The sequence below is a fragment of the Kitasatospora phosalacinea genome (genome assembly GCF_000717185.1).
Taxonomy (GTDB): Bacteria; Actinomycetota; Actinomycetes; order Streptomycetales; family Streptomycetaceae; genus Kitasatospora; species Kitasatospora phosalacinea_A.
This window is the reverse complement of sequence record NZ_JNYE01000012.1, coordinates 73,892-86,972: the sequence shown is the minus strand read 5'-3', so window position 1 is coordinate 86,972 and position 13,081 is coordinate 73,892. Positions and strand designations below refer to the sequence as shown.

10 protein-coding genes and 1 tRNA gene are annotated in these 13,081 nt (G+C 72.2%); 3 read left to right on the top strand and 8 right to left on the bottom strand.

All coding sequences use genetic code 11. The features are described from left to right. Positions 1 to 44 precede the first annotated feature (44 nt). Positions 45 to 368: a DMT family transporter gene (locus OO57_RS07340; protein ID WP_033251477.1), complete on the top strand. Its 324-nt coding sequence runs from the start codon at positions 45 to 47 to the stop codon at positions 366 to 368. Between the two features lie 19 nt (positions 369 to 387). Then, complete coding sequence (hisN, locus tag OO57_RS07335; protein ID WP_033251476.1) at positions 388 to 1,185, top strand: histidinol-phosphatase; 798 nt, start codon at positions 388 to 390, stop codon at positions 1,183 to 1,185. 141 nt (positions 1,186 to 1,326) lie between these two features. Here hisN and OO57_RS07330 read toward each other — a convergent pair whose 3' ends face one another. The 4 genes from OO57_RS07330 to OO57_RS07315 all read right to left on the bottom strand — a co-directional run bounded on the left by OO57_RS07330 (position 1,327) and on the right by OO57_RS07315 (position 8,979). Continuing rightward, positions 1,327 to 3,264, bottom strand: a complete 1,938-nt coding sequence (locus OO57_RS07330) for a tetratricopeptide repeat protein (RefSeq protein WP_033251475.1) — start codon at positions 3,262 to 3,264, stop codon at positions 1,327 to 1,329. Between the two features lie 353 nt (positions 3,265 to 3,617). Beyond that, positions 3,618 to 5,612, bottom strand: a complete 1,995-nt coding sequence (locus OO57_RS07325) for a glycosyl hydrolase family 18 protein (protein WP_033251474.1) — start codon at positions 5,610 to 5,612, stop codon at positions 3,618 to 3,620. Between the two features lie 260 nt (positions 5,613 to 5,872). Beyond that, positions 5,873 to 5,946: transfer RNA gene (locus OO57_RS07320), tRNA-Met, on the bottom strand. A 57-nt stretch (positions 5,947 to 6,003) separates the two neighbouring features. Continuing rightward, a complete protein-coding gene (locus OO57_RS07315) occupies positions 6,004 to 8,979 on the bottom strand; it encodes a UPF0182 family protein (RefSeq protein ID WP_081973514.1) in 2,976 nt (991 codons plus the stop codon). A gap of 162 nt (positions 8,980 to 9,141) precedes the next feature. Here OO57_RS07315 and OO57_RS07310 point away from each other — a divergent pair, with 162 nt between their 5' ends. Further along, positions 9,142 to 9,702, top strand: coding sequence for a PPA1309 family protein (locus OO57_RS07310; protein WP_033251473.1), 561 nt, complete (start codon positions 9,142 to 9,144; stop codon positions 9,700 to 9,702). A gap of 67 nt (positions 9,703 to 9,769) precedes the next feature. On the opposite strand, the gene OO57_RS07305 is transcribed toward OO57_RS07310, so the two are convergent. The 4 genes from OO57_RS07305 to OO57_RS07295 form a co-directional block, all read right to left on the bottom strand. Next, positions 9,770 to 10,855 carry a PDZ domain-containing protein gene (locus OO57_RS07305; protein WP_033251472.1) on the bottom strand — a complete coding sequence of 362 codons (1,086 nt, stop codon included), beginning with the start codon at positions 10,853 to 10,855 and terminating at the stop codon, positions 9,770 to 9,772. A gap of 115 nt (positions 10,856 to 10,970) precedes the next feature. Beyond that, the gene (locus tag OO57_RS44615) at positions 10,971 to 11,138 is read right to left on the bottom strand and encodes a hypothetical protein (protein WP_199811220.1); all 168 of its coding nucleotides are present in this window, start codon (positions 11,136 to 11,138) and stop codon (positions 10,971 to 10,973) included. A 159-nt stretch (positions 11,139 to 11,297) separates the two neighbouring features. Then, a complete protein-coding gene (locus tag OO57_RS07300; protein ID WP_234337247.1) occupies positions 11,298 to 11,738 on the bottom strand; it encodes a molybdenum cofactor biosynthesis protein MoaE in 441 nt (146 codons plus the stop codon). An 87-nt stretch (positions 11,739 to 11,825) separates the two neighbouring features. Continuing rightward, the gene (locus OO57_RS07295) at positions 11,826 to 12,974 is read right to left on the bottom strand and encodes an NAD-dependent epimerase/dehydratase family protein (RefSeq protein WP_033251470.1); all 1,149 of its coding nucleotides are present in this window, start codon (positions 12,972 to 12,974) and stop codon (positions 11,826 to 11,828) included. Positions 12,975 to 13,081 lie beyond the last annotated feature (107 nt).

Here is a 13,081-nt window from a genome sequence, read left to right as displayed (position 1 = left end):
CGATAGGAAGGTCACACCTTCCTACCTGACAGGGAGTCAACCCGATGGCATGGGCCATGGTGATCCTCGCCGGTCTGCTGGAAACGGGATTCGCGGTCAACCTCAAGCTCAGCCACGGCTTCACCAAGCTCTGGCCCACCATCAGCTTCGCGCTCTTCGCGCTGGGCTCCTTCGGGCTGCTCACCCTCTCCCTGAAGTCCCTGCCGGTCGGCAGCGCCTACGCGGTGTGGACCGGCATCGGCGCGGCCGGGACCGCGGTGTACGGGATGGTCTTCCTCGGCGAGTCCTCCTCCACCCTGAAGCTGGTCTCCGTCTCCCTGGTCATCGCCGGAGTGATCGGTCTGCAGCTCAGCGGCTCGGGACACTGAGTCCGCTAGGGTTCCGTGCATGGCCGACTACCACGACGACCTCCGACTCGCCCACGTCCTCGCCGACTCGGCCGACTCGATCACCATGGAGCGCTTCAAGGCGCTCGACCTCAAGATCGAGACCAAGCCCGACCTGACCCCGGTCAGCGACGCCGACAAGGCCGCCGAGGAACTCGTCCGCTCCGTCCTGCAGCGGGCCCGCCCGCGCGACGCGGTGCTCGGCGAGGAGTACGGCCTCCAGGGCTCCGGGCCGCGCCGCTGGGTGATCGACCCGATCGACGGCACCAAGAACTACGTCCGCGGCGTCCCGGTCTGGGCCACCCTGGTCGCCCTGCTGGAGGAGCAGCCCGACGGCGAGCACGTCCCGGTGGTCGGCATCGTCTCCGCCCCGGCGCTCGGCCGCCGCTGGTGGGCCGCGAAGGGCCTCGGCGCGTTCGCCGGGCGCAGCCTCGCCAAGGCCCAGCGCATCCACGTCTCCAAGGTCTCCCGCCTCGCCGACGCCTCGCTCTCCTTCTCCTCGATCAGCGGCTGGGAGGAGCGCGCCCGCCTCGACGCCTTCCTCGACCTCACCCGGATCTGCTGGCGCACCCGCGCCTTCGGCGACTTCTGGTCCTACATGATGGTCGCCGAGGGCGCCGTCGACATCGCCGCCGAACCCGAGCTCTCCCTCTGGGACATGGCCGCCCCCTGCGTCATCGTCCAGGAGGCCGGCGGCCGCTTCACCGGCCTCGACGGCATCGACGGCCCCACCGGCGCGGACGCGGTCGCCACCAACGGCGTCCTCCACGAGGCCGCGCTGCGCTCGCTCAGCGTGTAGGGCGCACCGCCGGGAAGCGCACCGCCAGGGGCGCGGGGAACTGCGCGGCCGACCCAGCACGCACAGCAAGATCGCGACGCAGGACACGCACTTGCACTATCCCGCGATCTTGCTGACGTGCGATTCCCGCCGAGCGCAGCGCTACGCGGAGAGCTCCGCGTCGAGCGCCCCCAGCAGCCGCCCCGCGCGTTCCGCGACCTCCGCCGGGCCGTACTCCGCCGCGCGCTTGCACCAGTTCTCGGCCTGGACGGCCTCGCCCCGCCGCAGGGCCAGCAGGGCGAGCCGGAGCGCGGCCCGGCCGTGGCCGGCGTCCGCGGCGCGGGTGTACCAGAGCATGGCCTCGGCCTCGCTGTCCTGGCGGGCCAGCAGCAGGCCGAGGTTGAAGGCGGCGCTGCGGCTGCCGCCCTCGGCGGCGCGGCGGTACCAGCTCTCGGCGATCTGGAGGGCGCCGCGCTCCGCGGCGCGGACGCCCATCCGGACCTGGGCGCGGCGGTGTCCGGCGTCGGCGGCGGTCGCGTACCAGTGCTCGGCCTCGGTGTCGGCGTCGCCGCGGCGGTCGAGCAGCGAGGCGAGCCGGAAGGCGCCCTCCGCGGAGCCGCCGTCGGCGGCCTGCCGGTAGCGTTCGAGGGCGCCCGCGAGGTTGCCGCGCTGTTCCTGGGCGACGGCGAGTTGCAGGGCGGCCTCGCCGTGGCCCTCGGCGGCGGCGCGGGCGTACCACTCCTGGGCCTGGCGGGTCTCGCCGCGGCCGGCGTGCAGGACGCCGAGGTTGAAGGCGCCGTCGACGGAGCCCGCTTCGGCGGCCTTGGAGAACCAGGGTTCGGCGCCGGACTCGTCGCCGCGCTGGAGCAGGACGATCGCGAGCGCGTTGCAGGCTTCGCGGTGCCCGGCGTAGGCGGCGCGGCGGTACCACTGCTCGGCCTGGGCCTCGCGGCCGGCTCCGGCGCACAGCAGGCCGAGGTTGAAGGCGCCGTTGTGGTCGCCCGCGTCGAGGGCGGCGCGGTACCAGCGTTCGGCGACGGCGTTCTCGCCGCGGCCGGCGTGCAGGGCGCCGAGCGCGTTGGCGGCGGTGCCGTCGCCCGCTTCGGCGGCCTCCTGCCACCACTCGGCGGCGGCGGAGAGGTCGCCGGTGTCGCGGAGCAGGAAGCCGAGGGCGCAGGCGGCGCGGGCCTCGCCGTTCTGGGCGGACTGCCGGTACCAGCGGGCGGCCTCGTCGAGGTCGGCGCGGGCTTCGAGCAGGACGCCGAGGCGCAGGGCGGCGCGGGCGTGGCTGCGGGCGGCGGCGGTGCGGTACCAGGTCTCGGCGGTGTCCTTGTCCCCGGCGGCCTCGCGCATCCGGGCGAGGCGGTAGGCGGCCTCGCGGTGGCCGGAGTCGGCGGCGGCCTTGAACCAGCGTTCGGCGCGGACGTCGCGGCGGTGCTCCATGAGGTCGCCGAGGGCGTAGGCGCCGAGCGGGTGGCCCTGTTCGGCGGCGAAGTGCAGCCAGTACTCGGCGGCCTCCTCCTCGCCCTGGTCGCGCAGTTGCAGGCCGAGGGCGTGGGCGGCGGGGGCGGACCCGGCGACGGCGGCCTGGCGCCACCACTGGGCGGCCTCGGTGCGGTGGCCCTGCTGGTGGAGCAGGACGCCGAGGTTGTTGGCGGCGGCGCGCAGGCCCGCGGCGGCGGCGGAGCGCAGGTACGGTTCGGCGTCGCGCAGGTCGCCGCGGCGCAGCAGGAGGGCGCCGAGCTGGCTGGCGGCGTTGGGGTCGCCGGCGTCGGCGGAGCCGCGGTGGCGGGCTTCGAGGGCGGCCTGCTCGCGGGCGGCGAGGGCGGTCTCGAAGCTGTCCCCGGTGCCGTCGGTGCCGTCGGCGGGGTCCGCCGGGTCGGCGAGGTCGCGGGTGGAGGCGGCGGCGACCCGGTCGGCCGTCAGGTGGACCAGGCGTTCCGGGCCGTACCCGGTCACGTCGACGTCCCCGCCCGCGGTGGTGCGCTGGGCGGGCAGGTTGCCGGTGGACTGGTCGGTGGGTCGGACGCCGGTGTCGGTGTCCGCGGTGGTGCCGGCCGCCAGTCGTTCTCCCGTCCCGCTGTTGCCGATGAGCTTCATGCCGACTCCCGCTCCCCCCGAGTGTCGCGGCATCCGCCCCGGGCCGTCGGCCGGGGGCGCGTCCCCCCGGGGGCACGTCGCAGCGGACGGCCCGTCAGTGGCCGTGCCGCGTCCCCCTCGTGGTCCATCGTCGCATCACCCGCACACCGCGTACACCTGCTCCGTCCGTTTTGGCGGAGCGGGGCCGAAGCGCGGCGAGATCGCTTCGGCTCTTTGTCGATTTCCCGACACTTGAGCCCCACAAACCCCGGCCACGCATCGTACCGGAGTCGATCAACTCCGCGCGCCCGCAAGGGCGAAGGCCCGGGGGACGGAGTCCTCCGGGCCTTCCTTAAAACAGGGTTGACGCAGGCTCAGCTGACGCTGAAGTCATCGGCCTGGTAAGCACCCTGTCCGTACCAACCATGCACCCAGACCGTCACCGAGGTGACCGAGGAGCCGGTGGTGAACTTGGTGGACAGCTTCGTCCACGCGCTCCCGCCGGGGGTCCAGGTCGAGCTGTCCGCGCCGGAGCCGGTGACACCCAGGTAGGTGTAGTTGCCCTTGACCCAGGCGGACAGCGTGTAGGTGGTGTTCGGTTTGACCGTCACCACCTGCTGGCACTGGGCGGTGTCCCCGGCGCTGACGTTGCCCTGGAGGGCGTACGAGCCGGTGTGGCCGCCGCTGACCGCCGCGCCGCCGCTGCCCGCGCAGGTCCACGGGCTGAGCGCGCCGGACTCCAGGCCCGGGTTGGCGACGATGCCGCCGGGCGAGCTGGGCGAGGAGGACGGGCTGGTGGACGGCGAGGTCGACGGGCTCGTCGACGGGCTGGTCGACGGCGACGGGGAGGAGGACTTCGTCGGCGAGGCGCTGGCGCTGGGCGAGCCGGTCGGCGGGGCCGGGCAGGAGGCGGCCGAGCCGTTGGTGGCCGTCATCAGCGGGTTGAGCAGCGCCGCGTTCGGGTCGTCGTACAGCGAGAACACGAAGGACCCGCCGAGGCCGTTGCAGTGCGCGTAGTCCATCTTGGCCTGGATCGACCTGGCGTTCTCGCCGGACCAGAAGTTGTTGCCGTCGTAGAAGTACGCGGCCTGCGAGGCAGGGTCCCAGTAGGTGTAGTTGGGGTTGTCCACCGTGCCGAGCAGTTCCTTGTACATCCGCACGCCGTTGACGTTGCCGGAGTTCGGCGCGCCCTGGGCCGGCCCGCTGGCGGGCTGGAACAGCCCGTGGTTGGCGCCCGCCGCCACGCCCGTCCAGCCGCGGTAGTACAGCGGGACGCCCATGTTCAGCTTGTTCGCCGGGAACCCGCCGGGGATGCCGTACGAGGGGTCGCCGACCGTGTACGCCCTGACCGCCTCGTCGATCGAGTACTTGGCGTCGCCCGGCGGCACGTCGTTCATCGGGTCGTTCGGGTTCTCGTAGACCGGCGTCTGGTGGTTGGTCGGGCCCTGCGCCTCCCAGCCGCCGTGCATGTCGTACGTCATCGGGTCCGCGAAGGTCAGGTACTGCCCGATCTTGTCGGTCTCGATGTACTGGATCTTGTCCTGGCCGGCCGGGAGCGCCGCGCTCAGGGCGTAGGTCTTGCCGTCGGCGCCGCCCTGGGTGTTGAGCTGGCTGCGGAACTCGGCCAGCAGGGCGGTGAAGTTCTGCTTGTCGTTCGGCGAGGCGTGGTTGCCGAGGTGGCCGCCGCCGCCCGGGTACTCCCAGTCGATGTCGAAGCCGTCGAAGATGCCCTTGCCGGTGCCCGGGCCGCCGTAGCCGCCCTGCGCGGGCAGGTTGCCCTTGATGAACATGTCGACGCAGGAGGAGACGAACTTCTTGCGCGCGGCGTCGGTGGCGGCCACGTCGGAGAAGTACTTGGAGTACGTCCAACCGCCGATCGACATCAGCACCTTGAGCTTCGGGTACTTCGCCTTCAGCTCCTGGAGCTGGTGGAAGTTGCCCGCCAGCGGCTGGTTCCAGGTGTCGGTGGTGTTGTCGACGCTGTTGCCGTTGGCGAAGGTCTTCGCGTAGTCGGCGTAGTAGTCGCCCGCGCCGTCGCCCGCGTTCGGGTTGTTCTCGTCCTGGGAGGCCGCCGAGTTGGGCTCGAAGCAGGTCAGGTTGTTCGGGTCGATGTTGGCGAAGTCGTAGAGCAGGTAGTCGAGCTTCCCGGCCATGCCGTTGGTGTCGACGTTCTTCAGGTAGAAGGCGTTCGAGTAGATCGACCACTGGTCGAAGTACGCGACCTTCATGCCGCCGCTGGTGGCGGGGGCCCCGGTGGTGTTGCCCGGTCCGGCGCTCGCGCTGGGGGCTCCCAGCAGCGACACCGCCCCGGCGAGCAGCGTGGCGGCCACGGCCGTGACGGCCCAGGCCCTGCGGTTGTTGCGATGCATGCGGATGTGCCTCTCTCCTGTCACGTGGGGATGCAGGAACGCCGTCCGACACCCGGTCGGGGAGAGCGACAGACGGAGCCAGAACGTGATCAACTCTCGTTTCTGGCATGCGAGTTGCAGCGCATCAGGACGGGCGGTGGGGGCCGCCCGTCATGGGCATGACTCAGATTGGACTGGACCACATGGGGTGTCAATCACCCGGAGACCCAAGGAATGGCAAAGGCCCGGAGGCTGATGCCTCCGGGCCTTTCGCTACTGAGTAGCGGGGACAGGATTTGAACCTGCGACCTCTGGGTTATGAGCCCAGCGAGCTACCGAGCTGCTCCACCCCGCGTCGGTGAAACCACTGTATCACGATCACGGGGTGGACCAACAAACCGGTTCCCGCAGCTCAGCCGGTGGGCGGGGCCGTCGGCGAAGCGGGCGGGGAGGCCGGCGGCGAGGCGGACGGGGAGGCGCCCGGCTGGGTGCCGCCGCCGCTCCCGCCGCCCTGCTGCTCGGCGGCCATCGCGTCGGCGATCGCCTTCTTCAGCGCCTCCTGGGCCTTGCCGTACGCCGCCCAGTCGCCGTTCTTCATGGCAGCCTGGCCGTCGTCGAAGGCCTTCTGGGCGTCCGCGAGCGCCTTCTGCAGCTCCGGACTCTCCGGCGTCGGGGTGGCGGGGGCGGTGGGCGTGGTGGTCGGCTGGTCCGGGCTGCCCGGGGTCTCCGGCCGGGCCGGGGCGGTGGGCGTGGTGGCCCCGGCCGCCGCGCTGCCGAGCACCTTGGCCAGCGCCTCGTCCAGGGTGTCGGCCAGCGCCACGTTGCGGTCGCCGTACACCGCCAGCACCTTCTTCAGCACCGGCACCTTGGCGCCGCGGGCGACCAGGTACACCGGCTCCACGTTGAGGATGCCGCCGCCGACCGGCAGGGTCAGCAGGTTGCCGTAGACCAGGCCCGAGTCGTCGCCGTTGCTCAGCAGGGTCAGCTGCCGGGCCACCTCGGAGTCGGAGTTGAACTTCGCCTGCGTCAGCGCCGGGCCGAGCGCGCCCGAGCCGGACTGCATCCGCAGGATCCGCAGCTTGCCGTAGTCCGGGCCCGGGTCGGCGTCCACCGCCATGAACGCGGCCAGGTTCTTGCGCCCCGAGGGCACGAAGGAGGTGGTCAGCGAGAAGCTGGCCTCCGGCGCGTCCGGCATCCGCACCGTCAGGTAGTACGGCGGCTGCACCTCGTGGGTGTTGACCGTCGGGTCCTCCGGCACCTCCCAGATGTCGGTGCCGTTGAAGAACGCCGTGGCGTCGGTCATGTGGTACTGCCCGAGCAGGTCGCGCTGCACCTTGAACAGGTCCTGCGGGTAGCGCAGGTGCGGCAGCAGGGCGGACGGGATGTCCGCCTTCGCCTTCACCGTGCCCGGGAACGCCTTCATCCAGGTCTTCAGCACCGGGTCGGCCTCGTCCCACTGGTAGAGCGTCACCTCGCCGGTGTACGCGTCCACGGTGGCCTTCACCGAGTTGCGGATGTAGTTGACCTGGTTGGCGGCGGTCAGGGTGCGGCCGCGCTGGTCGGTCATCGAGTCCTTGGTCGCGTCGCCGAAGGTGGTCTTCGACGAGAACGGGTACCCGTCCGAGGTGGTGTAGCCGTCCAGCACCCACACCAGCCGCTCGCCCTGCACCACCGGGTACGGGTCGGCGTCGATCGACAGCCACGGCGCGACCTTCTCGACCCGCTCCTTGGGGGTGCGGTCGTACAGGATCTTCGCGCCGTCCTTGATCGCCCCCGAGTAGAGGAGCTGCGGCTCGGCGAACTTCACCGCGTACGCGGCCCTGGTCAGCGGGTTGTCCATCGAGACGCCGCTGCCGCCGCCGTACTGGGAGGTCTGGTCGGGCTGGCCGTCCCGGGTGTAGTCGATCTCGTCCATGCCGGGGCCGACGACCGAGTACATCGTGGTCTTCTCGCCGTAGTACACCCGCTGCTCGTAGGTGCCCAGGTCGCCGGTGGTCGGCAGCGACTGCTCGGTGTAGACCGGGTTGCCGCTCTGGTCGACCTGGTTGCCCTTGGCGGCCACCACGCCGTAGCCGTGGGTGTACTTGAAGTGGTCGTTGATGAAGTTGCGCTGCTGCACGCCCGCCATGTCCAGCTCGCGCACGCCCAGCACGGTGTCCTGCTTGCCGTACCGGTCCACGTCCAGCGTCTTCGGGAAGGCGTAGTAGTTGCGCAGCGCCTGGTTCTGCTGGAACGTCGGCATGACCACGTTCGGGTCCAGCAGCCGGATGTCGGCGATGGTCTGCGCGTCCTGCTCGAGCTTCCCGGCGTCGGTCGAGTCGGTCGGCGCGTACTGCTGCTCGGCCGCGTCCGCGATGCCGTACGCCTGCCGGGTCGCGTCGATGTTCTGCTGGATGTAGCGGGTCTCCTTGGCCTGCTCGTTCGGCTTGACCTGGAACTGCTGCACCAGCGCCGGGTAGACCCCGCCGACCAGGATCGCCGACAGCGCCATCAGCCCGAAGCCGATCAGCGCCGGCGCCCACGTCCGCCGGATCGGCGTCAGGAAGAACAGCAGCGCGCAGATGACCGCCACGAAGAACAGGATCGTCTTGGCCGGCAGGAACGCGTTCGCGTCCACGTAGCGCAGGCCGGTCCAGCCGTCGACGTTCTTGTACGACTCGCTCTTCACCACCAGCGCGTACCGGTCCAGCCAGTACGCGACCGCCTTCAGCAGCACGAACACGCCCAGCAGCACGGCCAGGTGGCCCTGCGCCCCGGCGCTCGCCCGCCGCCCGGGCCCCTGCAGCCGCAGGCCCCCGTACAGGTAGTGCACGGCCGTCGCGGCCAGCAGCGAGACGATCACGGCGCTGAACGCGAAGCCCAGCACGAACTCGTACCAGGGCAGCTTGAACGCGTAGTACGAGACGTCCTTGTGGAACTGGCTGTCCTTGACCCCGAACGGGGTGCCGTTCACCCACAGCATCCACGTCCGCCACTGGGCACCCGCGGCGGCGCCCGCCACCAGGCCGACCAGCAGCGACAGGCCGACCAGCAGCCACTTGCGGAACGGCGCGACGCCCATCCGGTAGCGGTCCAGGCTCTGCTGCTCCACCGACATCGCGGCCAGCGGCGGCCGCAGCCGGTGCGCCAGCCACAGGTTGAAGCCGACCACCAGCGCCATCAGCAGCCCGAACACCGCGAACAGGCCGGTCTTGGCGGCCAGTTGCGAGGTGAACACCGAGCCGTAGTGCACCGAGTCGAACCACAGCCAGTCGGTCCACAGCCCCGCGAACATCACGAACAGCAGGAACAGCGCCGCCAGCACGCCGAGCGTCAGCAGCAGCACCTTCGTCCGGCGCGACGGCGGCCCGACTCTCGCTCGGGTACCCGGACCTGAGCGGTCCGGCATCTGGAAGGTCAAGGCGCCACCTCAGCTGTCGTCGTCGGAGTTGCGTGCCGCCGCACCATGGCGGACAGCGGTCTCCCATGCAACTTCATCAGTCTTTACCTGAGTTCCCGGCGGCTGCGTCGGAGTTGGAGAGGGGCCCCCCGGGCATGTGAGGATTGGCCCATGTCCGACTCCCCTGACCTGACCGCCGCCGCCTCCGGCCTCCCCGCGGCCACCCCCCTCACCCGGGCCGCCCTGGAGATCGACGAGCACGCCGCGACCCTCGGCTGGGACCTCCCCGCCCGCCTGTTCGCCCTGGTCGACAACGCGCAGATGCGCAAGGCCAACCCGCGGCTCGCCTCGCAGCTCGGCCTGGACGACAACCCGACCGGCCTCACCCCGGTCGAGCAGGAGGAGATCCCCCCGGGCACCGAGCTCGACCGCTTCCTCGGCACCATCGCCTGGCCCGACGGCGTGGTCGGCTGCGCCCTGGTGGTCGAGCGGCTGATGCTCCCGCCCGGCGCGGAGGCCTCCCGGCCGAAGAACGCCACCGAGCAGGAGATCAACGAGTGGGTGGCGACCCACCCGCAGCGCCAGGAGGTCCGGATCACCGCGGCCGTGCTGCGCGACGGTGCGAAGGAGGTCGCCCTGCGCCTGCGCGAGAAGGACGTCGCCCGCGAGGTGCTCACCGGCCCGGAGCTCGTCCCCAACCTGACCGACGCCCTACTGGCGACCTTCTCCTGAGCGTCCCGCGGCCCCGCACCGCGACGGCGGAGGGCCCCCGGCCGGGGGCCCTCCGCCGTCGCGGGTGCTACTTGCCGCAGCTCGGCAGGGCCGCCCCGTCGCCGCTGCGGATGCTGTCGAGCGCCTTCACCGCGCCGTCCAGGTTCTCGACCTTGACCAGGGTGAGGCCGGACGGGGTGCCCTTGCTCGCCTCGGCGCAGTTGTCCGCGGGGGTGAAGAAGTACTCGGCGCCCTTGTCGCGGGCGGCGATCAGCTTCATCTGGATGCCGCCGATCGGGCCGACCGCGCCGTCGTCGTCGATGGTGCCGGTGCCCGCCACGAACTTGCCGCCGGTGAGGTCGGTGGGGGTCAGCTTGTCGACGATGCCGAGCGCGAACATCAGCCCGGCGCTGGGGCCGCCGACGTCCTGCAGGCCGATGTCGATCTTGAACGGGTAGACGTGGTCGACGCTGGGCGTGATCCCGACGACCGCCCGCTCGGGGCCGTCGTCCTCGGACCTGGCGGTGACCACCGGCACCTGCACCTCGTCCGCCGGGTCCGGCGTCGCACTGGCCTTGGCGTGCGGGACGACGGTGAAGACCACGGTCTCGCCGGGCTGGTGCCTGGTCACCTGCTCGGCGACCTGCGCCCGGTCGGTGATGGCGACCCCGTCCACCGCGACGATCTGGTCACCGGCGTGCAGCTTGCCCTCGGAGGGCCCGCCCGCGGTCACCGCGGAGACGATGACCTCGGTGCCGACCGGGATGTCCAGCTGCTTGAGCGCCGCGGTCTTGGCGCTGTCCTCGGAGGAGGCGAACTGCTCCGCGTTCTCCTGCTGGGCCTCCTGGTCGGTCTGGCCCTGCGGGTAGACGTTGTCGTGCGGGACGACCAGCACGTCGTCCCGGATCCAGCCGACGATCGCCGAGACCAGGCTGGGCTGGTAGTTCGCCCCGGTGACCTGGACGGTGGTCATGTTCAGGTGGCCGCTGGTCGGGTAGGTCTCGTGCCCGGTGATGGTGATCACCGGGGTGCCCGTCTTGTCCTGCACGCCGAGGGTGTTGTACGTCGGCCCGGGGCTCATCTCGGTGAAGGGCACCTTGAACAGGACCGAGGCGCAGAGCAGGCCTATCAGCAGCAGGGTGGCGGCGAGCATCGTCGCCGATCGGCGTGGCATGCCACGACAGTACGGGAAGTGCCGGGCGGGGTGTACCGCTGGGCCGCGGCCCGCACCGCCGATCGGGGAAGGGCCCCGGACCGGTGCGGACACCGGCCCGGGAGGCCCTCCGCGGTCAGTCGCGGACGCCGGTGCTGCGCTCCATCGCGGCGCGGAAGCGCTCGTGCTCGGCGAGCGAGGTCGGGTCGGTCATGGCACGGGGCGGGCGGGCGGCCCAGGTGGCCCAGACCGCGGCCAGGACCCCGGCCACCACAGGAATGATCAACCAGGCGAGCGCAGCCATCTTCGAACTCCCCACAGGCTCGTCATGTGTATCAGCAGATTAACCGCCTGTAGGGGGAACGGCGCGCGCGGCATCCGGGTTACGGGACGGGCCCGGTCTTCACCACGACGGGGTACCGCCGAACGGGCAACGAGCGCCGCCCCGCGGGGACACGGGGCCTCAGCAGGAGCCCGCGCCGACCCACTCCTCCTCGCCGTCGGCGAAGACCTGGTGCTTCCAGATCGGCACCCCGTGCTTGAGGTCGTCGATCAGCCGCCGGGAGGCCGCGAACGCCTCGCCGCGGTGCGGGCAGGACACCGCGACGATCACCGCGACGTCCCCGATCTCCAGCCGGCCGGTGCGGTGCACCGCGGCCAGCGCCTGGACCGGGAAGTCCGCGCAGACCTCCTCGGCGATCCGGCGCAGCTCGCGCAGGGCGGTCGGGTGGGCGCTGTACTCCAGCGCGGCGACCGGCTTGCCGCCGTCGTGGTCACGGACCGTGCCGACGAACAGGGTGGTGCCGCCGGCCGCGTCGTCGCCGACCGCGGCGTGGACCTCGTCCAGCGAGAGCGGGGCCTCGCGGACGGCGAGCAGGCGGATCGGGTCGTGGTTCTCGGACATGCCCACCATCATTCCGCATGCCCGTCGACCGGCCGCAAGGATTTTCGTATCACGATGCGGTAATTCCGCCATGCGAAAAGAAGGTGATCAGATCCGCCGGTGCCTGCGGGCCCGCCGCACCAGCGCCGCGGTGCCGATCAGCGCGACCGTCGCCCCCGCCGCGCCCAGGCTGGTCGCGGCCTCCTTGCCGCCCAGCCGGCGCCCGGCCACCGCGTGCTTGCCCGACACCTGGGCGAGCAGCTCGGCCAGCACCTCCTCGTTGGTGTGCCGCGGCCGCCAGCCCGCCTCGTGCAGGCGGCTGCCGGAGACCACCCACGGGTACATGGTGTACGCCAGGTCCCCGGCCGGGGCCGGGGTCAGGCCCAGCCGGTGCAGCCGGGCCGCGGTGCCCAGGGCCAGCGAGGCCGGCAGCTCCATCCGGCGGATCCCGGACAGCTCCTCGACGTCCTCCTGCTCCAGCCAGCCGTCGCAGCCGACCGTCACCTCGCCCTCCACCAGCCCGAGCGCCGCGTACTCCAGCGCCGCCGCCAGGTCGTCCAGGTGGCAGAACTGCCAGCACGGCCGGGAACCCGCCACCACCAGCAGCCGCGGGGCCTCGAAGTGCCGGGTCAGCACGGTGTCGATGCCGGGGCCGACCACCACCGCCGGGCGCAGCACGGTGACCTGCAGCCCCGGGTGGGCGCGCGGGGCGCGGCGGGCCAGGCGCTCGATCTCCAGCAGGTCGCCGACCAGCGAGGCCTCCTCGGTGGCCCGCAGCTCGGAGTCCTCGGCCAGCGGCACCTCGTTGTCGGGCAGCGCCCCGTAGACCATCGCGGAGGTGCACAGCACCACCCGCTGCACCCCGGCGGCCGCGGCGGCGGTCACCACGGTCTGCGCGCCGCGCACGTTGTACGCGCTGCGGGTGCGCGGGTCGGACTCCATGCCCAGGTCCATCGCCAGGTGCACCACCACGTCCACCCCGGCCAGCCGCTCGGCCACCGCCGGGTCGCGCACGTCCAGCACCCGCCACTGCACGCCGGGCACCTCGCCGCGCCGCTCGTCCAGCGCCAGCACCCGGCGCACGTGCGGCGAGTCCACCAGCCGCTGCGCGACGCGCTCGCCGAGCACGCCCGCCGCGCCGGTGACGGCCACGGTCAGCGGCCTGCCGCCGTAGGCTGGAGTCGGCGATCCGGCGTCGGTCGGCGCGTCCTCGCCCTCGGTCAGCCCAGAGCGAACGTCCGAAGGCGGGGAACTCACCGGCCATCCTCCACGGTTAGCTTAAGTGCGGACGTACGAGTGTCACGCACTCGACCATCCTGCCCGAGGCTCGGCCCCGGCGGTGCACCCGGCGCGGTCGCCGCGAG

Coding starts and splice junctions, on each gene's coding strand:
- OO57_RS07300 (WP_234337247.1), bottom strand. CDS start 11,738: ATGTCCGAGAACCACGACCCGATCCGCCTGCTCGCCGTCCGCGAGGCC.
- OO57_RS07325 (WP_033251474.1), bottom strand. CDS start 5,612: ATGCATCGCAACAACCGCAGGGCCTGGGCCGTCACGGCCGTGGCCGCC.
- OO57_RS07340 (WP_033251477.1), top strand. CDS start 45: ATGGCATGGGCCATGGTGATCCTCGCCGGTCTGCTGGAAACGGGATTC.
- OO57_RS44615 (WP_199811220.1), bottom strand. CDS start 11,138: ATGGCTGCGCTCGCCTGGTTGATCATTCCTGTGGTGGCCGGGGTCCTG.
- OO57_RS07330 (WP_033251475.1), bottom strand. CDS start 3,264: ATGAAGCTCATCGGCAACAGCGGGACGGGAGAACGACTGGCGGCCGGC.
- OO57_RS07315 (WP_081973514.1), bottom strand. CDS start 8,979: ATGCCGGACCGCTCAGGTCCGGGTACCCGAGCGAGAGTCGGGCCGCCG.
- OO57_RS07310 (WP_033251473.1), top strand. CDS start 9,142: ATGTCCGACTCCCCTGACCTGACCGCCGCCGCCTCCGGCCTCCCCGCG.
- hisN (WP_033251476.1), top strand. CDS start 388: ATGGCCGACTACCACGACGACCTCCGACTCGCCCACGTCCTCGCCGAC.
- OO57_RS07305 (WP_033251472.1), bottom strand. CDS start 10,855: ATGCCACGCCGATCGGCGACGATGCTCGCCGCCACCCTGCTGCTGATA.